This is a genomic window from Myxococcus sp. RHSTA-1-4 (genome assembly GCF_020037125.1).
Taxonomy (GTDB): domain Bacteria; phylum Myxococcota; class Myxococcia; order Myxococcales; family Myxococcaceae; genus Myxococcus.
Map to the genome: position 1 here is coordinate 45,472 of NZ_JAIQDG010000005.1, position 25,434 is coordinate 70,905.

Consider the following 25,434-nt stretch of genomic DNA (forward strand, 5'->3'; position numbering starts at 1 on the left):
CCTGCCGCTCACTTCTTGTTCGCCAGGTTCTTCCAGAAGCGGTCCAGGCTTTCGTCCATCCCGAAGAGGGTGCTGAACACCGTCGAGTCGGCCATCAGGACGTCTCCGCCCCGGCTCCCGCCAGGTGGGAGCCAGACCAGGGCATTGAACTCGCGATTTCCGGCCTCGGTGAAGGGGTGGGGCCTGGACAGGTCGATGGGCTGCTTCGCGAGGACACGGATGGCCTTGGCGTCGTCTCGCGTCGGCGCATAGTGGGGCAGGTGCATGTGCGAGGAGAGGGTGGTGACTCCCTCCAGCCAGCCGCGGGTGTCCAGGTCCCGGTTGGTGGAGAGCGGGGCGGGCCTGCTCGTCGAGTCCTTGGACGGTGCGGGGCGAAGCCCGAAGCGATTCTCGATGGGGATATCCAGCCCCTGCATCAGGGAGCGAAGGTAGCCACCGAACCGCTGCTGGCGTGGAACCAGGGGGTCCCCATGGTGGCTGTACTCCTGCGCCCGCACCTTCTGGTCATCGGACGCACCGACGTCATGGTGTGGCCCGAGCACCAGGCAGGTCCCCTCGCGGGAGAGGAACTGGCGTACCGCTTCAATCTCCGCCGGCTCCGCCGTCTGCTCCGTCACCGTGTGGTCGAGTCCGAAGACGAGCAGGGTGTCCGTATCGCCCAGGACGCGTTCGTCGAGCGGCAGCCTGAACCCGGCCTGGTCGACACGTTGGCAGACGGGAACCCCATGCCCCGTCAGCTCTTCGACGATGCGTTGGAAGCGGGTCCAGGAGCGGAAGAACAGCTCCAGCCCGCCCGCGATGCCCTGTTGGAACAGCCCGGGGTGCGCCCATTCCCGGCCCTCCCACCGAGGCCATTCCGCTCTCCGCACCTCGGTCATCGTCGAGAAGCGGTTGTCCATGACGGTCACGTCCCGGTTCGCTTCTCCCGGGAAGCTCCACGACACGTAGATGCTCACGCGCCGGCGGCCTGCCGTGTAGGGGCGGGGGCGGTGGTTCTGATTGTAGGTACGCGCCGGTCCCTTCGGCTGCGCCCGCACCGAATCGCTCTCTGCTCCGTACATGGTCACTCCTACTGCATCGCGTCGAGCACGGAGCTGAAGGTGCGGCGAACCTCGAGAGCCTTCTCGACCTCGGTGACCGTGGTGCCTGGATAGCTCGCGAACTCGAAGATGCTCTCGACTTGATGCTTCCTGAAGAACTCGACGAAAGCGGGGATGTTCGTCTTCCAGTCGTCGGGGAAGCCGACCATGCACTCGAAGAACGTCGCCAGGCCCGACTTCATGAACAGCCGATGGGCATCCTCGACGTACAGCTCGAAGTCCGTGTCGAAGATGGCCTGATACATCAGCTGGGTGTCGTTGTTGATGATGACCCAGCGGGCATAGTGGAGGGTCAGGGGCTTGAGCAGCTCGTACAGCTCCCTGGGCGAGGTGGCGGCTGCGCGCTCGCGGGCCATCTGTCGAAGCTGTTGGGCCCTGCCCGGCTTGATGTCACCGATGATGGTGAAGCCGTGCGCCGGAGTCTTCGGAGCAATCGGACCATACTTGCCGACTTGCGGCTTCGTCTCCGGCATGGGTAGCGCCGCGGCGTAGGGCATTGGGTTCTGGTTGGGGGCCGTCATCGCCTTCTCCTCGGGCTTCACTCCTGGTGGGGAGGTGAACACGAAGGAGGAGAGCAACAAGTGCGGCCTCGACGTCTGGACGGTGAGCGCCGGGCCGGAAGCCCGCTACTCCAGCCAGGGGAAGGTCGCAGACCGTGAGCGAGCGGCACGATGCCGCACCTCTCCGCAAGGCAGCCAGGGAGGCAACAGGCGTCATCTCTCCGTCCCTTCGGGCCCATGGCAGGCTGCACGCACGCGCTCCGTTCGCACACCTCCCAGGAAACGCCATCCACGCGGACTCCGGAGGAGAAGGGCGAGGTCATCAAAGTCGTCCGCGCCGAGGCATCCCGGCCATGGTCGGCGACGGCATCAACGACGCCCCGGCGCTGGCGCTCGCCGACATCGGCGCCGCGATGGGAGCGCGCGGCGCGACGGCGGCCTCCGAAGCAGCGGACGTCGTGCTCACAGCGGACCGGCTCGAGGGGCTTCTTCTCGCGGCGCGCATCGCGCAGCGCACCCGGCGCATCGCGCCGGAGAGCGTCTTCGTCGGGAGCGGACTCTCGCTCGTCGCGGTGGTCTTCGCAGCGGCGGGCTACATCACCCCGGTCGCCGGGGCCGTTCTCCAGGAGGAGGGCATGGACGTCCTCGTCATTCTGAACGCGCTGCGCGCGCTCGGCGGCGGTGGGCTCGTCGCGCCCAAGCGCGCGGAGGCAGGGGCTCGCGCAGGGGCTCGCCTCGGCCCATCACTCGCTGCGCCCCCACGTCGGCGAGCTCGCGGCGCTGGCCGCACGCCTCGATTCACTGGCACACCCGATGCACGCGTGCAGCGCGAGGGGCTCCGCGAGATGCTCGAGAAGGAGCTCTTGCCGCACGAGCGCGAGGAGCACCAGACGGACTACCCGCTGCTCGGCAAGATGCTCGAAGAGGAGGACCCGACCGGGCCGCTCATCCAGACGCACCACGAGCTCCACCGGCTCACGCGTCTCTTCGGCCGGCGGGTCGCGCAGCTTCCGCCCGAAGGCCCTCGCGCGGACTCAGCCTGCTCGGGGCCGAGCCGACGTATCCTTTGGGGAGCCCCGTTCGTTTCTCGCGCATGAGCACCGACAACCCCGACCTGCCAGATGCCGTCCGCGCCTCCTGGCACCGCTTCGCCGACACCTACGAGCCGCTTCGAGGCGAGCTGTATCGCTACTGCCGTCACCTGACGCGGTCTCCCTGGGACGCGGAGGACCTCGCGCAGGACACGATGTCGCGCGCGTTCGCCGCGCTCGGACGCATGGGGTCGGCGCCGCCGAACCCGCGCGCATGGCTGTTCCGCGTGGCATCGAACCTCTGGCTCGACCACGTGCGGAGGCCGCGCCTGTCCATCGAGCCCGCGCCAACCACGTCGAGCCAGCCCATCGAGCTGCGTGATGCGGCGGGTACGTTGCTGGTCCAGCTCGCGCCTCAGGAGCGAGCTGCCGTCGTGCTGAAGGACGCGTTCGGCTTCTCGCTCGAGGAGGTCGCCGGCATCCTCAGGACGACGGTAGGCGCCGTGAAGGCCGCGCTGCATCGAGGTCGTGGCAAGCTGCTCGCTCCTGAAGTCGATGCCGGTCGCGCGCCAGCGCGTGGCGTCGTCGATGCGTTCTGCGCGGCGTTCAACGCGCGCGACATCGAGCGGCTCACGGCGCTCCTGCTCGATATGGCGACCGTCGAGGTCGTCGGCGCCACCGCGTCGTACGGCACAGACGAGACGCGCAACCAGATGCTGCGAGGAATGCTGTTCGGCAGCGAACGCCTCGCGAACGCCGCTACCCAGGGCGGCATCGAGGCGCGCTTCGTGGGCGGGGCACTGCCGACGCCGCCGCGCGCCGAGACGCGCATCTATCGTGGTGAGGCGATCGCGCTGCTCTGGTACGCCCACCAGGACGGCGAGCATGTGCGCGCCATCAACCGCTTCGAGGTCGATGGCGACCGCGTCGTGCACATGCAGAACTACTTCTTCACGCCGGACCTGATCGCCGAGGTCTGCACCGAGCTCGGCATCTCCTCCCGTCCGAACGGATACCGCTGGTGGCTCTCGCGTGAGGGGTGCCCGTGATGCTGACGCTCTACTACCATCCGCTCGCCACATACTGCTGGAAGGCGCTAATCGCTCTCTACGAGAACGGTACCGACTTCGAGAAGCGCGTCATCGACCTCGCCGATGCCACGCACCGCGCCGAGCTGACGGCGCTGTGGCCGCTCTGCAAGTTCCCCGTGTTGCGCGACGCGGACCGCGTCGTCGCGGAGAGCTCAATCATTGTCGAGTACCTCGACCGCCACCGTCCCGGCCCGCGCGCGCTGGTTCCTCACGACGCCGACGCGGCGCTCGATGTGCGCCTGTGGGATCGCCTGTTCGACAACTACGTGCAGACGCCCGTGCAGGAGATCGTCTTCGACCGGCTGCGCAACGCGAACGGTGACCTCAGACGCGCTCACGCCACGCTGGCCACCGCCTACGAGTTGGCCGAGAAGCAGCTCGCCACGTCCCGGTGGATGGTGGGCGACGAGTTCAGCCTCGCCGACTGCGCGGCGGCGCCAGCGCTGTTCTACGCCGTGACGTTGCACGCGTTTCCGGCCCATTGCACGCGGCTGAGCGCCTACTTCGAGCGTCTCGTCGAACGTTCCTCGGTGCGGCGCACGCTCGAAGAGGCCAGGCCCTACTTCAAGAACTACCCGTTCGAGAGCGCGATCGCGGCGCGGTTCCGTTGAACGGCCGTGTATCTGAGCGACTGCGCCTGCTACCGTTGCTCGGCGCGCGAGCGCCGAACGGGCGCCGACGTTGGCGCGTGGTACGCCGAGTCAGAAACGTCCGTGCAGCCCGAGGTTCGCGCCCCCGGGGCCGACCACCAGTGCCGGGGACATTGCCGCCTGGGAGTCGTCACGCCACCACAGGTCCAGCAGGTATCCCACGCCGATGCCCGTGAGCCCGCCCAGCAGCGCGGCACTCATCCGGCACGGACTGAAGAAGACCCAGGCGCGGTCAGCGCCCTCCGGGCACATCGCGTCGCCCGCCAGTCCCCCAGCGATTCCACCCGCCAGCCCCAGCGTCAGGTAGCCCGCGGTGCCGATCCCCATCTGCGTTCCGGCGCGCGGATCCTCACGAGAGCGTAGTGGCTCGGCTCCGAAGGTTCCTGGCGTGCCTTGCGAGCCCTCTGGTGCCGCCTCTGGCACCTGTACAGGTTGAGCCGATGCAGTTCCCGCGAGGAGCAGCAAGAGGAGGGACATGAGCCCACTCCGAGCGCGTAAGGAAGGGCGCTGTTGGATTGCCTTGGCGTGCATGCCGGGGCTACTGCAAGTCACGCACCATCAGGGACGCCCCTGGGGCCCCCCTCTCGTGTGAGTGTGTCTGCACATACCGTGCGGGAGCTTGCACAGGGTGCGGTGGCGGCATCGCGGAGATGTGGCCGGCACTCGAGGCCCCACCCCAACGGGCGAATTGTCATCCCTCGTCGAGAGCAGAACCTTGCGCGTGTCGTTCACGAGAGGGGGATGCACATGTACGGATTGAGGCGTTGGTGGGGAGGCGTGTTGCTGGGGGCGACAATGCTGGCATGCGGGTCCGTGGCCGGGGAGTCCGAGCTCCTGGCCGCGGAGCCCCAGACGAACCCGGAGGCGCCGGAGCAGGAGGTGTCCTCTCAGCACCGGAAGAAGCCCCTGCCCGAGCCGCGCCCTCTGCGAAGCGGGAACGTGGCGGTGGCCTACGGCGGTGGCAAGTACCTGGTGGCATGGGAGGACGTGAGGGAGGGCAACGTCTACGCCACACGCGTGAAGCCAGACGGGACGCTCCTCGACCCGGAGGGCATCCGCCTCAATCCACTCCCTGGCGCCGGAGGCCAGCCCGCCATCGCATATGACGGTACGAACTTCGTGGTTGTCTGGGATACCGGGGATGGGGCCTCCGGCATCCGGGTGAGCCCGAGGGGCGAGGTGATTGGAGAACTCTTCGAGGTCTTCTACTCCGGCGACGTGTTTGGCCCGGTGGACATCGCATGCGGCCGGGAGATGTGTCTGGTGACGTATGAGGTCACCGCGGATGACGCGGACGACATCTGGATGACCCGGATGCGGCCCGACGGGACGGTCCTCGAAACCAGGAGTCTCAGTGACTCCGACCGCGACGCGGACAGTGCGGCGGTGGCCTGGAACGGAAGGGAGTTCCTGGTTGTCTGGGGCGACACGCGCGGAGGCGACCTGGATGCGCGGAACATCCATGGGGCCCGGGTGCTGCCCGACGGCACCATTCTCGACCCGGGAGGCCGCCCCCTCGTTTCCGTGCCCGGGGATCAGCGCACACCCGACGTGGTGTGGACCGGACGGCGCTTCCTCGTCGTCTGGTCCGACAACCGGGGAGGCGATTACGACGTCTACGGCGCGCGCGTGCGCTCCGACGGACGCGTGGAGGACCCGGACGGCCTTCCCATTTCCACGGCAGCGGGAGATCAGCTCTTCCCCTCGGTGGCCCACCATGGCCCGAAGTCCCTGGTCGTCTGGGGCGACTCGCGCGACGGCGCGCCCCGCGTCTGGGGTGCGCGGGTGACGGAGTACGGAGAGGTGAAGGACCCCTCCGGCTTCCTCATCTCCAGCGGTGACTTCGCGGAGGAGAGCACCCCGGAGGTTGCCTACGGAGCCGACCGCTTCCTGGCCGTGTACGAGGGGACGGGCTCCGAGGGGGGCTACACCCTGGCAGCGCGCGTGAAGCACGACACGCGAGTGCTGGACAGCCCCGCGCGGGTGCTCACCCGCTCGACGGAGGAGCCCGAGGTGGAGTCGACGCGCTGAGCGCGAATCCGCCCCCGTGCGTGTCCGGTGCCGGGAGCCCGCATGCCCCCGTGGGGCCATTGGGGAAGTCCACGGCCGCATCCATCCTCGACTCGCCCGTTGGCAGTACCCGGTAGCCGCGGCTGGCCAGGACAGGTGACGGTCATCCGACTCCAGGACAGTCTCGATGTCGAAGTTCCGCCCCTTGGGGACACGCCCGCCCTGGCCGCCCTTCCATGGGGTGCGCGGCAGGGGCCTGGCTCTCTTGTCCCGGGCCGCTTGAACCTCACTGGCCTTGCGTCAACTACGGCTCATTGAGGATGAGCAGGCCGCGCGCGGAGTCCGCGACGTACACGTGTCCGTCGCCGGGGACGCGGACGCCGAAGGCGCCCTCGTAGATGTTGTCCGTGCGGCCGGGGTCGGTCTCCCGGAAGGTGTTGTAGTGGGCTACCTGCCGAGGCTTCGTGGGGTTGGAGACGTCCAGCACGCGCAGCCCCTCCTGGTACCACGCGATGTAGAGGCGGTCGCCGCGCAGAATCATGTTGTGGATGGAGGTGACGGGGCGCATGCGGAACTCGCCAATCTTCACGATGTTCGTGGGGTCGGTGACGTCCAGCACGCGCAGGTGGGCGCCGTTCGTCTCGCCGCCTTCGAAGGCGATGGTGCGGCCGGCGAAGGTGCCCACCGCGTTGTGGTGCGAGTAGGCCCGGCCGCCGTGCACGAACTGGCCCAGGTGCCGCACGTTGTCCAGGTCGGTGACGTCCATGACGGAGTAACCGCCGTTGCCGTGGTTGATGTAGAGGCGCCCCTGGTAGGCGAAGGCGTCATGCGGGCCGCCCTCGGAGAGCTCCACGGGCAGGGAGATGCTCTGGAGCAGGACGGGGCTCAGCGGGGTGGACACGTCGAAGACGAACGTCGCGCCATTCAGTGACATGGCGTAGAGCCGGTCCCCGTCCACGAGCACGGTGTGCACGCCCTCGGGACCGGCGGCGTAGCTGCGGATGAACTCGGGGGCCGCGGGGTTGGAGATGTCGTAGACGATGAGGCCCGAGGCCATGCTCGCGATGTAGAGCGCGTCACCCCTGGCCCAGACGCCGTTCCAGTAGTTGTCCCCCGGCAGGCTGATGGCCGTCTTCAGGATGGGGAAGCGCCGGTCCTTCACGTCGAAGACGGTGAGCCCGCCGCTGACGCCGAAGCGGGCGAAGGAGACGACATAGGCGTGGTCCTTCGTGACGAAGACGTCCGCGGGCTCGCCCAGCGCGACGTGCGCTTCCGAGATGAGCCGCAGCCCGCCGGAGGACTCCTCCTCGCCCGCGTGCACCGCCACGCGGTGGGCCTCGAAGGTGCCCGTCCCCGCGAACCTCCCGCCGGAGCAGCGGGTGAAGCAGCCGGTGAGGACACCCGGCGAGGGCACCTGACACCCCGCGAGCGCCGTCACGGTTCCGAAGGTGTTCGCGCTGGCGATGAAGAACGTCCCGCCATCCGTCCGCCGCTGGGTGAGGGGCGCACCGGACATCGTGTCGGTGCCTCCGTCGGAGTGGAGCTGGAAGCTGGTGAAGCCAGGGGTGACGCGGGTGCCGCCGTCCGCGAGCCGCCGCTCCGTGCGGAGGTCGGTCAGGTAGATGCCGTGCGGCTCGACGTCCGCGAGCGCGCCGGGGGCGCACTTCGACAGGTCGTAGCGCGCCAGGTCCTCGCAGGAGACGGTGGCGGGGTCCCCGACGGAGTCGAAGGCGCACGGGGCGTAGCGGCCCCGGTCCACCCAGTTCCCGCGCTCCTCGAGCACCGTGTAGCCGCCGTCCCAGGGCTCGGGGCCCGCGTCGTCGGAGCCGGCATCGCCGGAGCCCGCGTCATCCGGGCCCGCGTCGGCGTCTCCCTCGTCAGGAGTGCCGGAGTCCTCGGTGGAAATGGGCGTGGGGAGGGGCTCGGGCGAGTCGGTGCAGGCGGAGAGCGCGAACAGCCACAGGACGCAGGTGGGCAGCAGCGCCCACGGCGAGCGCGGTGAGGACGTCATCGAGAAGACCTCGCGGGCAGGGCGCCGCGCGGGAGTGCGGGCGGCCTGTCCGGATACGTCTCCGTCGGGCCCGCATGGCGCGCGTCCCCGGGAATGGTTGCGGCGTGACGCGCGACTCCCGCCGCGAGTGCCGATTCGCAACGCTCCGGCCCTGTTGGTCAAGACATTGCAGAGCGCCAGGCGCGCCGGGGGCGGTGGAAGGACGCGCCTGTACCGCGCGGCCCGGTCATTCGAAGAGGGGGAGGCGAGGTGGTGCTTCCTCCGGCTATATGGGGCGGAGGGAGGCGCGGTCGATGTCGACGGAGTCCTCGTCATCGCCCAGCGAGACTTCGTTGGCCCGGAAGCGCTTGCCCTCTGGCGTGACGAGGAGCCAGGTGGTGGCGACCGCGGGGTCGTCCGCGGGAGGCGAGACGAGGACCTCTTCGCCGAGCAGGGCAGAGACCCGGGTCGCCACGTCCAGGGATGTGAGCCCGGGGGCTCCGCTGGCGCGGGAAGCATCGGCGTAGAGGGTCACATCCGTGCGGAAGCCAGCGGGCCGGAGCGTGGTCTCGACGAGCACGGCCGCATCGGCGGGGCCGTCGACGTCGAAGCGTGCCGCTCCGCCGGGAGGAAGGCCGAGCGCGCGGGCGATGCTCTCGAAGAGGTGCTCATCGCTCACGGCGCCACGGACGAGAAATCCGAGAACCTGTCTTTCGGGCTGCATGTCTCTCCCTCTCAGCCAGCCTTGTGCGCCTTGAGTGCGGCCTGCCTGTCACCCGGCGAGATGCCCATCTTGTCCAGGATCTCCCTGGCGCGCGGGGTGTCCTTGAACTTGTTGTAGACACCCAGCGCCTTGAAGGCCGAGCGGTTCAGCTCGTGGAGCCCGGAGCCCCGGATGGGGAACAGCGTACCATTGTCGTGCGCACCATAGGTCCGCCCGTTGATGGACCAGGTCATGGTACCGGACTCGCTGCCCTTCTTGGCCTTGCCGTCGTTGATCTCTTTTACGTCCCGGCTGACGTCGACGCGTGACTCGATGACGGTGTTCTTGTCCTTGGCGACGGTGGATTGGTCGACCTTGCGGATGAAGTGCCGGTCGACGGGCCGGGTCGTGGGCCTGGCCGGCTTGTCCGCCCAGGCGGGCGGCGCGATGAGCAGGACACCGAGCGCCATCAGCACGGTGGCCAGGGGCAGCAGGATGGAAGGCCTCGGAGCAGCGGGACGATGCATCGTGTTCTCTCCTGCGGTGAAGGGGCGTGGCCGCGAGGCAAGCCTCTCACGGTGTGAAACGGAGCGCGCAGCTCCTCGCGAGGCCAACCGCGCGTTCGCCGAGCGGACTCCGGAGGAGAAGGCGGCGCGTACGGCATCGACGCACCAGCGTCCTGCCGTAACGCACGGAGCAGGGCTCGCGCCCCATATCTCCGAGGCGTCGAGACGGACAGGCACCATCGGCATATCGGCTGCATAGGCCGGTGCCGCCGAACACGCACCGGCATCACGCGGCGGGAGGGCACGTCCTCAACGTGCCCTCTCACAGGTTCATCTCGGCAACTTCTGTATCCCAGCTACCGCATCCCCGAACAGTCACCGGAGCCCCATGGCACAGCGGAAAGCCCCGAACCAGGTTCCCGCCCAGCGGCCGGCACAGTACGCGTCGTCCGACGTCGGCTCGCTGAAGCAGAGCGTCAACCTCTTCCGCGGCTCGGTCAGCTACCAGCGGCCCCTCGTCTCGCTCGGGGGGAAGCTGGGGGACGACACGCTCACCGTGGAGCTGGCGCTGTCCTACGACAGCTCCATCCACCAGGCGGCGACGCGCTGGAACCTGGACGCGCCCACGGGCGTGGCGGGCCTGGGCTGGACGCTGCCCCGCGAGCGAATCATCGCGGAGTCCAGCGGCGGCCTGTCACTCGCCGCGCGGAGCTTCAGCATCGAGACGGGAGGCACCCGCAACCGGCTCGTGCCCACCTCGCGCCCCTGGGTCCGCGCGCTGCTGGACGTGGCCCTCACGTCGCAGCTCGGCGGGCCCGGCGTCCCCCCCGAGCTCATCGCCGCGTTCGCCAGCGCCGGGCTGCCGCTGTCCTCCCAGGCCACCCTCAGCGGCCAGGGGCCGTGGGAGGTCTCCGACCCCGTGCACGAGCAGTCCTTCGTGCTGTCCGAGCAGTCCGGCGCGACGCCGGTGCTCGCCGTGGCGGCGGGAGGCCTCGGCTTCGAGCCGCAGGACTTCAGCTTCTGGCGCGTCCGCTACTACCCGGACTTCGAGCGCTGGGTGCTCGTCGACGACTCGGGCACGCAGCGCTGGTTCGGCGGCGGCGTCTCGAAGACGTCCGAGGGCTTCGCGACCAGCGCCGGCCAGTCCATCGAGTGGGGCGTGCGCTTCGGAGGCCCGCGGGGGAGCTGGACGGGCAGCTCGGTCCTCGCGGAAGGCCAGGCGCAGTATGCGCGCGCCTGGAATGTCGTCGCGCGAGTGGACCGCTACGGCGACCGCGTCACGTACGCGTACGCGCCCGTCGAGCAGCGCGTCGGCGCGGGCGGGCTACCCTACACGAAGGCCTGCTACCTGTCCCGCATCACCGGCGTGGGCGGCCGCGCCGTGGAGCTGGACTACGCGCCCAAGTGGTACACGCAGGACGTCCACGAGTACCAGGACCCGCACAAGACGCTGGTGCCCGCCGCCGAGGGCGAGGAGCCGGAGAACCTCGACACCCCCAACGCCTTCCAGGACTGCTACGAGACGCGCTACCTCGAGCGGCTGCGCGTGCTGGACTCGGAGTCCCGCGAGCTGTACCGCGTGGAGCTGCAGTACGCCCCGCCACGCGCCCTCCCCGGCACGCCGACGGAGACGGCCGCCGACCTCTGCAAGCGATACCTGACGGGCATCATCGAGAAGGACCCCGCGGGGCGCTCGCTGCCCGGCTACGTGTTCGGCTACGCCCTGGAAGAAGGGGAAGCCAACCCGGGCGCGCTCACGCGCATCACCTACCCCGAGGGGGCCACCGGCACCTTCACGTACGACGGCCCCGTCGCGCTGGACATCTGCGAGCGGGACCAGGTCGTCGCGCCGCCCTCCGAGTTCGGCTCCGGCCACACGCCCTTCGTCTGGCTGGGGCCGGACTACGCCGTCACGTGCTGGCTCGACTCCGAGCGCAAGCGGCTGAGCGTCCAGGTCCACACCTGGACGGGACGCTGGCAGGCCAGCACCGTCAGCGGCGAGTACGTCTTCGACGGGGAAGAAGCGCTGGACCCGGACTCCCTCACGGGCGTCACGTCCGGGGACTTCTTCGGGCTGGCCTACCGCGTCGGTGACGAACTGCGCGTGCACCCCTTCCGCCGCGGCACGCTGCGCACCTGGGAGTGGGAGCCCTACCAGGGAAGGGACGGGACCTCCTGGCTCACCTTCGCGCAGGCGACCACGGCGCGGCTGGCCGCGGGCGACCGCTTCCTGCTGGCGGTCATCACCGGCTTCGACGGCGCGGGTGACAGCCTCTACCGGCTGACGTGGGACTGGCAGCGGAGCACCTGGGACGGCGGTACCGGGCCCGCGGAGCGGGGGCGGAGTCTGCAGGTGCTCGCGCGCGGCGAGCGCTACCTGCTGTGGAACCATGTGGACGGCAAGGGCACGGTGTCCCTGGCGTGGCTGGACGGCGACCACCGCTGGAGCGCGGGCGGCTCGCTCGACGTGGACCTGGGCCCGTATCAGTCGGCCATGGCGTGGGCGGATGGCGCCTCCATGGTCGCCTGGTGCGAGGCGCTCGACTCCAGCCCCACCGGCCGCTACGCGCTGCGCGTGCGCCGCTGGGACGCCGACTACGCCTTCCAGGAGGCCCAGGGCACGGACGCCGAGGACCTGCGCCTGTCCTCCGTCACGCAGGTGCCCACGCCCTCGTGGCCCCCCACGCCCTCCGTGGCCGGCGATGAGCTGGTGGGCACGGACCGGTACCTGTGGCGCTTCAACGGCGTGAGCTGGAGCTTCTCCGAGGCGCTCACCGACCAGGGGCGCGGCCGCCCGGGCTGGCTCGCGTATGCGTATGGCCAGGACGTGGCGCTGCAGGTGCTCAACGTGGCGGACGCCATCACCACGCGGCTGCTCGCGTACGACGCTGACACGGGCAGCTTCGCCCGCGTGCCCAAGGCGCTGCCGGCGCTGCCGCCCGGCGAGGACTCGGGCTACCCCGCGGCCACGGGCGGGGACTTCATCGTCGCCTGCGACACCGTGTGGTACCGCGGCACCGCTCCGGCGTGGTCCGGCCCGGAGAGCCCGCGGCCCGTCTACACGGGCGCCCCGTCCGGCGCGGACTCCTTCAGCGTCGTGGACGCGTCCCCCTCCTTCGTCGCGTGGCGGCTTCCGCCGAGCCAGGGCGTCGCGCGGCTCGCGCTCGCCGTGCTGGAGAACGGACGCGCGAAGTCCACGTCCACCATCGCCGGTGAGACGTACCACAGCCCCCTCTCCCGCGACGGCGCGCTGTCACCGCCGCGTGCCGGCAAGAGCCCCGCGGGGCCGAACACCTTCGTCACCTACCCGCAGACGGCGCCCGACTTCGACCGCGCGCCCCATCTCACCCTGCACCGCTTCGTGGGCGACGCCCTCCAGGGGCCGCTGATGGACTGGCCGGTGCGCTCGCTGCGCATCGACACCGGCTTCGGCGCGCCGCTGCGCTCCACCTGGAGCTTCGACCGCGTGAGCGCGGCGTGTGACGCGTCCGGCGACGTCATCAAGTACTACCGCTCCACGTCGTGGGAAGGCTGTGACGACGCGTCCGCGTCGCGCGGCGGCCGCACCGTCACGACGTACGACAACGGGTCGACGGCCGAGGGGCTGAGCATGCTGGATGGCCAGCCCCTGCAGACGCTCACCTTCGAGGGCGCCGCACTCTTCGCCGCGCCCACCTCCCCGGAGCTGGGCCTCACGCCCGACGTGGCGCCCGGCACTCCCGTGCCAGACGCCCTGCGCGCGCTGTTCCCCGCCGAGGTGGCCCTGTCCTCCCAGGCCGTCTACGAGGCCCGCCGCGTCGAGGGACGTTACCTGTACTGGTCCGTGGAGGACCCCGCCACCGGGCGGCTGTACAACGTGGACAGCGACGAGGACCCGCGGTCGCCCACGGCGGTGCGCGGCTACACGGGCCGGCTGGTCGCCAGCGAGACGAACGCCTGGGACGTCTTCACCACGCGCGCCGGCTTCACGTCCGTGGCGGACGCCGTCGCGGGCACGTGGAGCGCGCTGACGCTGCACGGCGCCTATGTGCGCCCCGCGTCCATCAGCTCCATGCGGGACGGCCTCGCGCTGGTGACGCGCTACGGCTACCTGGATGACCTCCCCGCCCCGCTGACGGGCGGCACCACGTCCGAGTCCTTCGACACGAAGGACGTCTACGGAAAGACGTGGACGACGACGATGTCCACCACCTTCGCCGCCGCCGTGCCCGCCTACCGCGCGCTGGCGTGGCACAACGTCCTCACACACGTCGCGCAGCTCCGCACCCAGGTGCGGGCCGAGGACGGCACCCTCTCCACGTCCGCGTGCGCGGCGACGACGTTCGGCGGCTTCCAGGCCGCTGGCGGCTGGACGGTGCTCGACGTGACGGCCCGGTATGACTGGGGCGGCTCCACGGCGCCGGATGCCGCGCGGTTCCCCTTCTCCACGAGCACGCAGGCCCCTCCTCCCGAGTGGTACGCGCGCACGCTCATCGAGACGCGCGGCGGCGGCGGAATCGCCACGCTGTCGCTGGATGCCGCGGGGGTGGCGCACAGCACGCGAGTGGATGACGCCGGGCAATTGCCGCTGCTCATCGTGACGAACGCGGACCTCGCCGCCGGGGAGGCCGACGCCTGCGGCTTCGAGCCCCAGGAGTCGCTCTCCGCGTGGACGTTCGCCGGAGGCGCCGCCGTCGGCGAGTCCCGCGCCCACACGGGTGTCCAGTCCGCCTGGCTGCCGGGCGGAGCGGCGACGCTGACGCGCGCCCCGCTGACGCCCACCTCCAACGCGCGCACCTACGTCGCTGGCTGCTGGTACACCCGGCCCCGCGGAGCCCCCGGGGGCGGCGCGCCCGCGCTGGTCATCACCGTGACGTCGGGCAGCGCCGCGGTGGGTGAGCCCATCCGGCTCGCGATGGAGGACACCTCCGGGCGGTGGGCCTGGGTGCAGGCAGCCCTCCCGCTGGCGGAGTACGCCGCGCGGTCCGGCACCAGCGCTCCGCTCTCCGTGCACCTGCGCGTCGAGGCAGGCGGAGGCGAGGTCTGGGTGGACGACGTGGGCTTCTACCCTCGCGAGTCCCACGTCCTCGCGCAGTCCTTCGAGCCGGGGACGAACAAGCTGACCGCGCACGTGGGCCCCGGGGGCCTGACGTCGCGCGTCGCCTACGGGCCCGCGCGGCGCATGCTCGGCGTGGTGCGCGCCAACGGCCAGCTCAAGGGCGTGCAGTTCGAGTTCAGCTCCCGCCAGCGGCACGACACATTCTCGGCGGAGGACCCGAACACGCAGGTGTCCCTCCAGGCCACGCGGGGAGGCTCGCTGCAGTCGTTCCGCGACGGTGAAGACTGGCAGGACGCGTGGACGCCCTCGGCGGAGGGCGCGTGGCGCGCGGACCGGGGCGTGCTGCGGCACGAGGACGCGGCGAGCGCCTCGCTCACCGCCATGTCGACGGAGACGGACGAATGGGCCCTCTACGCCGAGCCGGTGGCGCTCGACGGCGGGCCCGTGCGGCTGCCGGCGGGGTTCGGCTTCACCGTGGGCGACACCGCGCGGCTGTCCTGGGACGGCACGTGGCGCTTGGAGGTGGACGGGGCGGAGGTGGCGCCGGTGGGCGAAGGCGCCTCCAGTCCGGCCGCGCTGCTGCTCGCGGTGACAGGAGGAAGGCTGCTCTTCTGGACGGACGCGGGGCTGGTGTTCTCCGTGGCCGGCGAAGTGCGAGGCGTGCCGGTGCTCACCTCCGGCGCGGGGACGCTGGGCCTGCGCAACCTGGCGTGGATGGAGGGCCCGTCGCTGCAGGCGCGCCTGCAGGACGCCACGGGCGCGGACCGCCAGCTCCATGCGCTTGGCGGCACGACGTACCTCGTCACCCAGCGCATCCAGGACGCGCTCGGACGCGACGTCGTCAAGACGAAGCCCGTGCCCGGGCACTTCGGCTCGGGCGCCGCGCTGGCCCCGCTCCTCTACCGCCCGGGGCTGGTGGACCTGGAGGCCTTCGAGCTCTCGCTCGCGGGCAGCGGGGCGATGGCCGGCGACGCCTCGGACTACTGGAACGGCGAGGCGGGGCGCTCGGCGGATGGCGGCTACCCGTACTCGCGGCAGCGGCTGGAGGCGTCTCCGCTGGGGCGTCCGGTGGAGGTGGGCCTGCCGGGCGCGGCGTGGGCCATCATCGACCCGTACACCACCCCGGAGGACTCGCGGCCCACGACGAAGATTCATTACACGTCGAGCACGCCGGTGCTGCCCGGGCTGAACCTGCCGGCCACCGACTTCCGCGTCGCGACGTACGTGTCCCCCACGCGCGAGCAGCGCCTGCGCGTGAGTGACGCGAAGGACACCGCGCTCGCGCGGCTCGTGCCGCTGAAGGACGGCGCCACGTTCGTCTCCGCCGCGGCCATCTCCTACGAGCCGGGCGGCACGCGCACCCGCAACATCCTCCCCGACGGCTGGCGCGACGGCACCGGCGCGGCCATCGTCCGCGACCATGACTGCCTCGGGCGGCTGTACTCCGAGTCCACCCCGGACTCAGGCGAGTCCCGCTACCTCCACGACCGCGGCGGGCTGGCGCGCTTCGTCCAGTCCTCCGTGGACGCGGAGGAGGGACGCATCACCTGGATGACCTACGACGCGCTCGGCCGCATGACGGCGCGCGGCCACGTGGCGGCCGAGTGGGACGAGGCGGTGCTGCGCCCCCTGGCCAACACGCCCGGGTGGCCGCTGACGGACCCGGCCTCGGGCGCGGTGACGACGGGGCTCTGGCACTACGACGGCGACGGGAGCGACCCGCTGGCCCTCGGCCAGTTGATGCGCACCCGCTCGCAGGACACGGGCGCGCCCGCGACGGTGGAGTCCACATACCGCTGGACGCCGCTGGGGCTGCTCGCCGCTCGCTCGCTGAGCGTGACGTGGGACGACGGCGAGGTGACGGGCCCGTACGAGGTGGACTTCGCCTACGACAACACGGAGGCCACCGTGCGCATCGGCCTCCCCCGCTCGCTCTTCCCCGAGCCCGGCCTGCTCCACTACGGCCGCGACGCCCTGGGCAACGTCACCTCCATCCACGACGCGGCGGGCGCGAGGCTGGCCTCCTTCGAGCTGGATGCGATGGCGCGGGTGCGCGTGAGCGAGGCGGGCCCCGTGACGTGGGCGCTGGACTACGACTCGCCGGGCCACCTGCTGGAGACCTCGGCCTCCGGACAGACGCGCGCCACGCAGGGCTACACCTTCTCTCCCGACAACAACGTGCGCGGCGCGAGCGTCTCGCTCGGCACGCACCGCGAGCAGCTCGCGTACGGCTATGACGGGCTCGGCCGCATCACCGCCTCCGACACGGTGGAGGGCGCCGGCGCACCGGAGGCGTTCCAGTACGACGGCGACCTCAACGGCAACATCCGCGAGTTCTCCGGCGCCAGGATGACGTACGTGCCGGGCACCAACCGGCTGGACGCGGTGACCTGGCCCGGAGGCGCGCGGACGGCGTACACCTACCGCGCCGACGGCACGGTGGCCTCCCGCCGCACGCAGGGCACCGGCCCGGTGGACCTGGACTTCACCTACTCGCCCGGCACGGCGCTGCCTTGCCGCATCACCGTCCGGCCCGGCGCCAGCGACGCGCGCACCGTCGAGTACGCCTACGACTCGGACGGCCTGCGCGTGGCCACCCGGGTGCGCGACGCCAACGGGGAGGAGCGCCGCTTCCAGTTCCCCGGCCAGGACCGGCCGCTGTTCCGCACCGGAGGTACGGACACCGTGCTCTTCGTTCCGGGGCCCACGGGCTTCCCCGTGGTGTACCGCAACGGCGACCGCTACCACGCCGCCAGCGACAGGCTCCAGTCCACGCGGGCGCTGTTCGACGCGAACGGCGCGCTGGTGACGGGCTTCGGCTACACGGCCTTCGGCGCGCCGCGCGAGTCCGGCGTGGACATCGCGCCGTGGATGACCCAGCGCTACACCGGCGCCGCGTACGACGCGGAGACGGGCCTCTACGACTTCAACGCCCGCCTGTATGACCCGGCGGTGGGCCGCTTCTACTCCACGGACCCGGCCAACGAGTTCGCCAGCCCCTACAGCTACGTGGGCAACCACCCCACGGCGCTGGTGGACCCGACGGGGTGCATCACCGACTCCGGCCGGGCCGCCCTCGCCGTGTTCTGCGGCGTCGTCTCCGTGGGGGCCACCGTGGCCGGGCTGATCTTCATCCCCGTCACGACGGGCCTGGCGACGGCCGGGTTGATGGCGCTCTCGAGCGCCGTCTCCGCGGGCGCGTGGAACGGCATGTCGTACGCGCTGACCACCGACACCTGGAGCACGAAGGAGTTCCTGGGGGAGGTGGGCGTGGGCGCGGTGAGCGGCTTCATCCGGGGCGGCATCACGGGCGGAGTCCGGGGAGGCGGCAAGGCGGGTCGCGAGCGGAAGGTGCGCGGGTTCCCCCAGCAGCGCGCCCAGCAGTACGCGGAGGAGATTCGCAGGCCCGGCTCGACGTGGACCCGGAGCAAGAAGTGGCTGTCCGAGGCCACGTACTGGGGAAAGCTCGAGGACGCGCTCAACCCCGCCCAGGACGCGTGGGAGCAGTTCATGGTGGCCTTCCCGCTCGCCGTGGTGGGCAGCACCCTCGGCTACACCGTCGCGGGGCTCGTCTCCATCCCGATGACGAACCTGGTGTACGGCCGGGAGCTGTTCGACGTGGACGGGAAGGACGTGCTCGACGTCTTCTCGGACATGCTCTGGGGCGCCGCGGTGGGCGTCGGGGGCTCGCTCTTCGGCTACGCCACCACCCGCTACGCGGTGAAGGACCGGGCGAAGGGCAAGCTCGCCGCCACCAGCACCCGCGGCAAGGTGGCCATGGGCGTGGGCCTGGTGTCGGGAGTGTTGGGCGCCAGCGCGGTCTCACTCGTTCCGGCCAACCTCATCATCGACGTGTTCGGGTCCAACGAAGAGTCGTCGTGAAGTCCTGGCCCAGGGTGGGCCCGGCGTCAGGCACGGCAGCGAGGGAGGCAGATGAGAATCTGCGTAAAGACAGCGGTGATGCCGAAGGACAAGACGTGGGGCTCGCCCATGCGGGTCGACTTCAGTGAGGACCTGCTGCCGGGCGAGCGCGTGCTCGCGGCGATGGCGGGGCTGAGCTACTTCCGGGTGTACTACGCCGACAACGGCTCCACCTCCGAGCCGGTGGGGCAGCTCAGCGCGACGCTGGTGCCCAACCTCGCCGAGGACGCCGTCCTCGTCACGGCGAACCTGGTGATGACCAACTACTCTGGAGGCGAGGCGGCCGGCTCCACGGATGGCAGCGGGCACGACAGCTTCGTGCGCATCACCGTCGTCGCCGCGCTCGGCGTGACGATCTCCGGGAACCAGGTGGTGGCGGGGAACCTCTCCGGGCTCGCCGGGGATTGGGAGGCGCCCATTCCCATCGCGTCGCAGGCGGCGGAGGCGCGGGCGTTCCTCTCCGGCTTCTTCATCGCCGGCGGCAGCGCGATGGAGGTGAGCAGCCTGTCGCTCACCGCGTCCGTGGCCAGGCCCGGCGGAGCCGAGGCGACGGTGTCGGGGACGGCGTCGCTCAGCGGAGAGGAGGAGCGCGGCGGCACGGCGGACGTGGCCTTCCTGTCGACGGACGGGGTGACGACGTACCGGGTGCTGTCCATCGACACGAACTCCGGCAAGTGGAGCGAGATCAGCGAGAGCCTGGGCGTGAAGTGCGACTTCAGCGTGAAGCCCACGCTCTCGGAGGGCGAGTCGGTCCGCCGAGCCGGGGTGCTCCTGCAGAACGTGACGCTCGACCTCGAGGACGACAAGAAGAGCGACGTGGAGCTCTTCGAGGCGGGCGTCACGTCCGACACGCTGACGGTCGCCACGGACGGCACCATCTCGGGGGCCCTCATCATGAACATCTTCAACTCGCGCTCGGGGGATGACTACGGCATCCAGCCGCCTCCGACGAGCAACCTGACGGCCTTCGTGGTCGCCGAAATCTCACGACGTCCGGGCGGAGGTGCGCGATGAGCTGGGAATTCGGCTACCAGGAGGTCGCCTCCGGAGACACCGCGACGTTCGACTTCACCGGGGACGTGTCGCTGGCGCTGTATGGCATCTCCCACTTCGACATCTCCTTCGACATCGACTCGACGGCCCGTGGGCTGGTGGGCTCCGCCATCTCCGGGTTCGGGGTGCAGCTCACGCGGGAGAACGCGGGAGAGGACAGCCGGCGGCAGGTCAAGGTGAAGGCCACCGTGACGGGCACGCCCATCACCTCCTCCAAGGTGGGGGTCAGCGTGCTCGCGTGGGTGGGAGGCGCGTCCAGCACGCGGTTCGTCGTGAGCGGCTCGAGCCTGGCGACGGGACAGATGTCGGCGCCGCAGAGCGTGGTGACGTGGCCGGCCTTCGCGTCCGCGGCGCTGGCGGGCTTCAGGCTCGCCTTCAGCTCGGGCAGTCACGACGTGGGCGGGGTGGGCGCCTCGGCGGGAGTCGCCGCGGCCATCACCGACCCGGGCAAGGCCTACGTCATGGGCGCGGCGACGCTGACGGGCGACGGGGCCTCGAGCTGCACGGTGGACCCCGCGGGGCTCGTGCTGGGAGACGCCGAGGAGGGCGCCTGGTTCGGGCTCGTCACGGATGAAGAGCGGTACGACGTCAATGACACCAACTGGGGGACGCGGACGATTCGCGTGGAGACGGGCGCCCCGGCTCCGCTGAAGGGCGCGGTGGTGATGCTGCAGTCCTTCTTCGGACGCTTCAGCGCGACGGCGCTCGAGCCGGTTCCCCTGGACAGCGTCACCATGGGCGCGGGCGCGCCGGTGGTGGTGCCGGCGGAGAACGGCGTCTTCGAGTTCGACTCCACCCGGTGGCTGTCAAATGTCTTCATCGACACGACGACAGGGACGACCTACTACGAGCCGGCGCAGACGTACTCGGCCGTCTACCTCTGGGCCGCGCTGTAGGCGTGTCGAGAGCGTCCCGGCCTGCCCGGCGGTGTAGCCCCGCGCCCCATCAGCCGCCCTGGCCAAGATTCTCTTCGCCGAACGTGCTCGGCCTGTGCCGGTTGCTGCTGGACACCGAGCCGGAGCCGGAGGCGCGAAACGCCTACCACCTTTCACTGTGCTTCATGAGCGGCATGGCGTTGTACCTGGGCTGCCTGCGAGAGGCCGACGCCTGCTTCGAGAGGCTGGAGCGCACCGGGCGCGAGGTCGTCGCCCGAGATGACATGGTGCGCGGCTGGCGGAACATCGAGTACAGCTTCCGGTCCCTGTACTCGCATGGCGAGCCCTGGCAGGCGCTCGCCTGGGCGGAGCAGTGCGTGGGGACCTTCGGCGCGGTGGGCTCGGAGCGTGGCGATGTGGTGGTGCTGTCCTGGATGGCCCAGGCCCTGCTGGCGCTCGGGGATGTGCGGGGCGCCGTGGAGCGAGCGCGCCAGGGTGTGGCCCTGGCACTGCGGGTCTCTCCGCGCTTTGGCGTCACCTTCGCCCAGCAGAACCTGGCCACGGTGTTGGTGGCGAGCCCCGAGTCCGCCCACCGGCAAGAGGCGCGGGAGTTGGTGCTCGAGTGGATGGAGCGTCGCATCGGCAACCGGCTGGACCTGGGCGTGGCGCACCGGGTGCTGGCACAGGCCGCGGCGGCGAGCGGCGAGCAGGGTGAGGCAGAGGCGCGGGCCCGTCAGGCGTGCGAGTTCCTGGCGCCTTTCATTCCCTTCCTGTCGGAGGCGCACTCGAAGCTGGGTGCCACCCTGTTGAGCCAGGGGCGCGCGGCCGAGGCTCGCGAGGAGGTGGAGCGCGCGCTGCGGGAGCTGGAGGCCATGGGGGGCGAAGGACGGGTCCGGGTGGAGCTGCTCCAGGTGCTGGCCGAGAGCTGCTTCGCGCAAGGAGATGTGGCCGCCGGCGAGCAGGCCCTGCACGATGCGCTGCGGAGCCTGCGCGCCCGAGCCTCCATCATTCCGGAGCCAGCCGTCCGCCAGCGCTTCCTGCACCAGGTTCCCGAGAATGCCCGCACCCTGGAGCTGGCCCGCCAGCGCGACATCGTCTTCGGGATTTGAGGCTCCGCTGACGGAGTCCGGTGTTCCTCCCGGAGCTCCGTCAGCAGGCCACGACGGCTCGACTCATACTGCGAGCACTCGCAGTCGGCGTCGCCGTTGCACCAGCCCTCGGTGTATCCCTCCCGCTTGCACTTGACGTTGCAGGCATAGTCATCACAGAACTCCCAGCCGGTCGCCTGCGAGGGCAGCGAGGCCTGCGAGGGCTGCGCCATGCCCACGCCGAAGCCGGAAACCAGACCGAGGGCGAACACGCCACGAACGAGCAGCTTCTTCATGATGTCTCCTTGGGGTTGATGAGAACCGCTCCGGGCCCGTCGCGAATCGCGTGGGGGCCGGAGGGCCTCGGGCGAGTGCATGAGCAAGCCACGTACCAGCGCAGCGCTTCGAGCGGCTCCAGAGGGGAACTCGCTCATATGGCCCGTCCGCCGAGGGCAGCCCCCCGCGATGCCGCGTGTTTGAAACACGCTCTCGCGTAGTGCCGCCACGCTGGCGGAGGCGCACCACGCCGGGTCGAAGCCGTGGAACCGGTGCCAACCGGCACCGCCCCTGCTCCCTGTGAGGCCCCAGTCATTTCCGCAGGTTGCGTAGCGCTGCCAGGGGCTGCGAGCCCCTGCCAACCGGCCCTACCCCGGCTCATGACCGATGGGCCCCTGGTTCGAATTGAGCTGCGCCAGGCCTGCTCGCATGTCCTCGACATCGAGGTGTTCGACAACCGCGAGCGGCGCTCAATCCCCGTGTATGTCTTGAAGACAACACCCGTGGAAGGTGCCCCGAGGTAACAAGCGGGTGGGGCCCACGTCATGACTGGGAGAGGCGGCCGTTGACCGCGCTCGCAATCACTGACGCTGGGGGACGACATGCATCAGGAAGAGGTGAGGTTCGGCGCGCACCACGCCCATTTCGAGCCGCCAGACACCCTGGTGGCCACCTTCGAGGGTGTCCTCTCCGTGGATGACGTGAAGCGTGCGTTGCAGCTCTACCGGGAGACCTTCGAGCGCCGCGGGCAGTACTTCTGCATCGTCGACGTCGGCCGCTCCGTGCTGGACGTGGCGGGCCGCAGGTACCTTTCCGCGCATGGCCGCTCCGAGTGGTTCCACGCCGCCATCTACGTGGGCGCGGACCTGGTGCAGCGCACCTACGGAAAGGCCATTGCCCTGGCGCTGCTCTTCACTGGCAAGACGACCTTCGAGACGGTGTTCGTGCCCACCGTCGAGGAGGCCCGCGAGTGGGTGGCCCGGAACCGCGGCTCCTTTCCGCAGCGCAGGGCCGGTTGAGCGTGCAGTACGTGAGAGGGGTGTGAGCGATTCTGGAGCACCGGGGGTCTCCTGCCTCGCCGCGCCCTGGGGCGCCATGCTCGCCTCCTCCGCTCCCGCTCGGAGGAGGCGCAAGGGCACGGTGAGCCCGCGGCCCCCACGGACACTGCGGCGCCGCGGACGCACTGAGGCATTTCGGGACTCAGGCGCTCCGAGCCAGCGCCACCGCGTCGGGGCCGGCTGGGAAGCGGAGCGTCCCGGTCGCGTCGTTCGCGGCGCGCCACACCCCCTCGGCCACGTCGGACTCGCGCGTCACCGCGGTGAGCTGGCCGAGGGAGGCGAAGATGCGCTCCGCGAAGGGTGCGTAGGCCTCGGGGAGCAGCCCTTCCATGCGGGGGCCCCCGTTGCTCGCGAAGCGCGTGCTCGGGCAATAACCCGGCTCGACCAGCTTCACCCGCACGTTGAACGCCTCGAGCTCGAACGCGAGCGACGCGGTGAAGCCTTCGATGGCCATCTTGCTCGCGGTGTACACGGCCACCAGCGGCATGGGCGCCAGCGTCGCGCTCGACGTCACATTCACGATGACTCCCGACTTGCGCGCGCGGAACCGGGGCAGCACGGCCTGCGTCATCGCCATCACGCCGAAGGTGTTGGTCTCGAACAGCTCGCGCACGGTGGTCATCGGGGTGACCTCGAAGGCGCCCATGAGCCCGATACCCGCGTTGTTGACGAGCACGTCGATGGGCCCGCTCGCCTCGAGCGCGGCCGCGATGCTCTCGGGCTTCGTCACATCCAGCGCCACCACGCGCAGCCGCTCCGAGCGAGGGAGCGCGTTCTCGCGCGGCGTCCGCATGGTGGCAACGACGTTCCAGCCCTGCGCATGGAAGTGACGCGCGGTTTCGAGGCCATAGCCAGAAGAGCAACCCGTGATGAGCACGGTCTTCATGCCGACTCCTTTGCCGCGTGAGCGCGGCGTTCATGACTCGAGTCAAGATAGTGGCGGCAGGCCGGACTCTCTATCGTGGGGAGTCCGAATCTCATTGGCGGGAGTCCGAACATGAGCGACCCACTCTCGGAAGTCATCGCGCTGCTTCAGCCGCGCGCCGTGTTCTCGAAGCGCATCAGCGGCGCCGGTCGCTGGGGTGTTCGCTACTCGGACTTCGGCCAGCCGAGCTTCTGTGCCGTGCTCGAGGGCCGCTGCCAGCTCTCGGTCGACGGGCAGCGGACCGTCACGCTCGAGGCGGGTGACTTCGTGCTCCTGCCGGCAACGCCGGGCTTCACGATGTCGGGCTTCGAGCCCGTGACGCCCGAGCGCATCGACCCCAAGGTCACGCCCTCGCCGACGGGAGAGGTCCGCCACGGCACGCGTGGTGGCCGTCCCGACGTGCGGTTGCTCGGCGGCTTCTTCGTCTTCGACTCACCGGACGCGGCGCTCCTGGTTTCGCTACTGCCAGCGCTGGTGCACGTGCGCGGTGTCGAGCGGCTCTCGGTCCTGGTGCGGCTCGTCGGCGATGAATCGAACGAGAAGCGGGCGGGTCGTGACCTCGTGCTCACGCGGCTCGTGGAGGTGCTGCTCATCGAAGCGCTGCGGACGACTTCAGGGGACGACGCGCCTCCGGGGCTCTTGCGCGGATTGGCCGATGCGCGGCTCGCGCCAGCGATACGACAGATGCATGGCCACCTCTCGCGTCCGTGGACGGTGGACCAGCTCGCGAAGACCGCGGCGCTCTCGCGCTCGACGTTCTTCGAGCGCTTCACCCGCACCGTGGGACTGCCGCCGATGGAATACCTGCTCGCCTGGAGGATGGCCGTCGCGAGGAACCTGCTCCGAGGCCACGACCTCGGAATCGCCGAGGTCGCCGAGCGCGTCGGCTACGGCTCGGCGAGCACCTTCAGCACCGCGTTCACCCGACACGTGGGCCAGCCTCCGAGCCGCTATGCGCGTGCGGGTTAGTACTACCCGGTCAGATGAATCGAGCGTTGGCGCCCCGTGTTGATGGGGCATGACGCCCACACAGCTACGCAGGCTCGACCGGGAGTGGTCAAGTCCCAGAGCGTGTGTAGGAGGGGGAGCGGGGGGAGTGCCTCGGGTCCTCCAGGTGAGCTGCTGAACGGACTGTTCTTGGCTGGGATTGAGCAGGGACATGTCGAGATAGCAGCGGTCGCTCCAGATGCTGGAAACCTTCAGCGCGACGGTGGTGATGAGGCGCAGGGCACTGGCCCTGTCGCGGAAGGCGCCAACGAAACGGGTGCGACGCTTCACCTCGCCATGCAGGCGCTCCAGGCCATGGGTGGAGCGCAGGCGGCGCCAGTGGCCCTGGGGGAAGTCGCAGAAGACGGTGGCCGCGGCGAAGCCCTTCTCCAGGCAGGCGACGGCCTCGGGCAGATGGGCGCCCAGGCCCGTCTTGAAGGCCTCCAGACGTGCCTTGGCCTCCTTGCGGCTGGGGGCGTCGAAGACAGCGGAGACTTCACGGGCGACTGGCTGGCGCACGCGCTGGGGCACCTTGGCGGCCACGTTGCGCGTCAGGGAATACTCGGAGCCGGCCTGCTACACACTACACCTGTGCCCAGCCGCTGGCCCCCTTGGAGTAGACACCAGGGAGG

General features: G+C 70.5%; 17 protein-coding genes and 1 pseudogene. 10 read left to right on the plus strand and 8 right to left on the minus strand.

The window, feature by feature from the left end; translation table 11 throughout:
• Positions 1–8: 8 nt before the first annotated feature.
• Both K8638_RS09445 and K8638_RS09450 read right to left on the minus strand, forming a co-directional pair.
• The gene (locus tag K8638_RS09445; protein ID WP_223754119.1) at positions 9–1,061 is read right to left on the minus strand and encodes a hypothetical protein; all 1,053 of its coding nucleotides are present in this window, start codon (positions 1,059–1,061) and stop codon (positions 9–11) included.
• An 8-nt stretch (positions 1,062–1,069) separates the two neighbouring features.
• The gene (locus tag K8638_RS09450) at positions 1,070–1,681 is read right to left on the minus strand and encodes a hypothetical protein (RefSeq protein ID WP_223754120.1); all 612 of its coding nucleotides are present in this window, start codon (positions 1,679–1,681) and stop codon (positions 1,070–1,072) included.
• A 272-nt stretch (positions 1,682–1,953) separates the two neighbouring features.
• Here K8638_RS09450 and K8638_RS09455 point away from each other — a divergent pair, with 272 nt between their 5' ends.
• From K8638_RS09455 to K8638_RS09465, 3 genes are read left to right on the plus strand one after another with little or no spacing between them, the layout of a single operon-like run.
• The gene (locus K8638_RS09455) at positions 1,954–2,697 is read left to right on the plus strand and encodes a hypothetical protein (protein WP_223754121.1); all 744 of its coding nucleotides are present in this window, start codon (positions 1,954–1,956) and stop codon (positions 2,695–2,697) included.
• Complete coding sequence (locus tag K8638_RS09460; RefSeq protein ID WP_223754122.1) at positions 2,694–3,680, plus strand: RNA polymerase sigma factor; 987 nt, start codon at positions 2,694–2,696, stop codon at positions 3,678–3,680. The genes K8638_RS09455 and K8638_RS09460 overlap by 4 nt, the downstream gene beginning before the upstream one ends.
• A complete protein-coding gene (locus tag K8638_RS09465; protein WP_223754368.1) occupies positions 3,680–4,333 on the plus strand; it encodes a glutathione S-transferase family protein in 654 nt (217 codons plus the stop codon). Before K8638_RS09460 ends, K8638_RS09465 begins: the two co-directional genes overlap by 1 nt.
• Positions 4,334–4,423: 90 nt before the next feature.
• Here the strand turns inward: K8638_RS09465 and K8638_RS09470 are convergent, their stop codons facing one another.
• Positions 4,424–4,699, minus strand: coding sequence for a hypothetical protein (locus K8638_RS09470; RefSeq protein WP_223754123.1), 276 nt, complete (start codon positions 4,697–4,699; stop codon positions 4,424–4,426).
• A 468-nt stretch (positions 4,700–5,167) separates the two neighbouring features.
• Here K8638_RS09470 and K8638_RS09475 point away from each other — a divergent pair, with 468 nt between their 5' ends.
• Positions 5,168–6,403, plus strand: a complete 1,236-nt coding sequence (locus tag K8638_RS09475) for a hypothetical protein (RefSeq protein ID WP_223754124.1) — start codon at positions 5,168–5,170, stop codon at positions 6,401–6,403.
• Positions 6,404–6,686: 283 nt separating this feature from the next.
• On the opposite strand, the gene K8638_RS09480 is transcribed toward K8638_RS09475, so the two are convergent.
• From K8638_RS09480 to K8638_RS09490, 3 genes are all read right to left on the minus strand, one after another.
• Positions 6,687–8,393, minus strand: coding sequence for an LVIVD repeat-containing protein (locus K8638_RS09480; protein WP_223754125.1), 1,707 nt, complete (start codon positions 8,391–8,393; stop codon positions 6,687–6,689).
• Between the two features lie 265 nt (positions 8,394–8,658).
• Entirely contained in the window at positions 8,659–9,096 is a 438-nt protein-coding gene (locus K8638_RS09485; protein WP_223754126.1) for a hypothetical protein, read from the minus strand.
• Positions 9,097–9,107: 11 nt separating this feature from the next.
• Entirely contained in the window at positions 9,108–9,602 is a 495-nt protein-coding gene (locus K8638_RS09490) for a hypothetical protein (RefSeq protein WP_223754127.1), read from the minus strand.
• A 367-nt stretch (positions 9,603–9,969) separates the two neighbouring features.
• On the opposite strand from K8638_RS09490, the gene K8638_RS09495 reads away from it, so the two are divergent.
• From K8638_RS09495 to K8638_RS09515, 5 genes are all read left to right on the plus strand, one after another.
• Positions 9,970–18,501, plus strand: coding sequence for an RHS repeat domain-containing protein (locus K8638_RS09495; RefSeq protein WP_223754128.1), 8,532 nt, complete (start codon positions 9,970–9,972; stop codon positions 18,499–18,501).
• 51 nt (positions 18,502–18,552) lie between these two features.
• Entirely contained in the window at positions 18,553–19,554 is a 1,002-nt protein-coding gene (locus tag K8638_RS09500; RefSeq protein ID WP_223754129.1) for a hypothetical protein, read from the plus strand.
• Positions 19,551–20,489, plus strand: a complete 939-nt coding sequence (locus K8638_RS09505) for a hypothetical protein (RefSeq protein ID WP_223754130.1) — start codon at positions 19,551–19,553, stop codon at positions 20,487–20,489. The genes K8638_RS09500 and K8638_RS09505 overlap by 4 nt, the downstream gene beginning before the upstream one ends.
• Positions 20,490–20,572: 83 nt before the next feature.
• On the plus strand, positions 20,573–21,577 hold the full coding sequence (locus tag K8638_RS09510) for a hypothetical protein (protein ID WP_223754131.1): 1,005 nt from the start codon (positions 20,573–20,575) through the stop codon (positions 21,575–21,577).
• 857 nt (positions 21,578–22,434) lie between these two features.
• Positions 22,435–22,851 carry an STAS/SEC14 domain-containing protein gene (locus tag K8638_RS09515; protein ID WP_223754132.1) on the plus strand — a complete coding sequence of 139 codons (417 nt, stop codon included), beginning with the start codon at positions 22,435–22,437 and terminating at the stop codon, positions 22,849–22,851.
• Between the two features lie 181 nt (positions 22,852–23,032).
• On the opposite strand, the gene K8638_RS09520 is transcribed toward K8638_RS09515, so the two are convergent.
• Positions 23,033–23,776 (minus strand): SDR family oxidoreductase, encoded by a 744-nt coding sequence (locus K8638_RS09520; protein WP_223754133.1) that lies wholly within the window; start codon positions 23,774–23,776, stop codon positions 23,033–23,035.
• Between the two features lie 111 nt (positions 23,777–23,887).
• On the opposite strand from K8638_RS09520, the gene K8638_RS09525 reads away from it, so the two are divergent.
• On the plus strand, positions 23,888–24,784 hold the full coding sequence (locus K8638_RS09525; RefSeq protein ID WP_223754134.1) for an AraC family transcriptional regulator: 897 nt from the start codon (positions 23,888–23,890) through the stop codon (positions 24,782–24,784).
• A gap of 165 nt (positions 24,785–24,949) precedes the next feature.
• Here K8638_RS09525 and K8638_RS09530 read toward each other — a convergent pair.
• Positions 24,950–25,357, minus strand: a pseudogene (locus K8638_RS09530) (transposase); the annotation flags it as partial.
• Between the last annotated feature and the right edge of the window lie 77 nt (positions 25,358–25,434).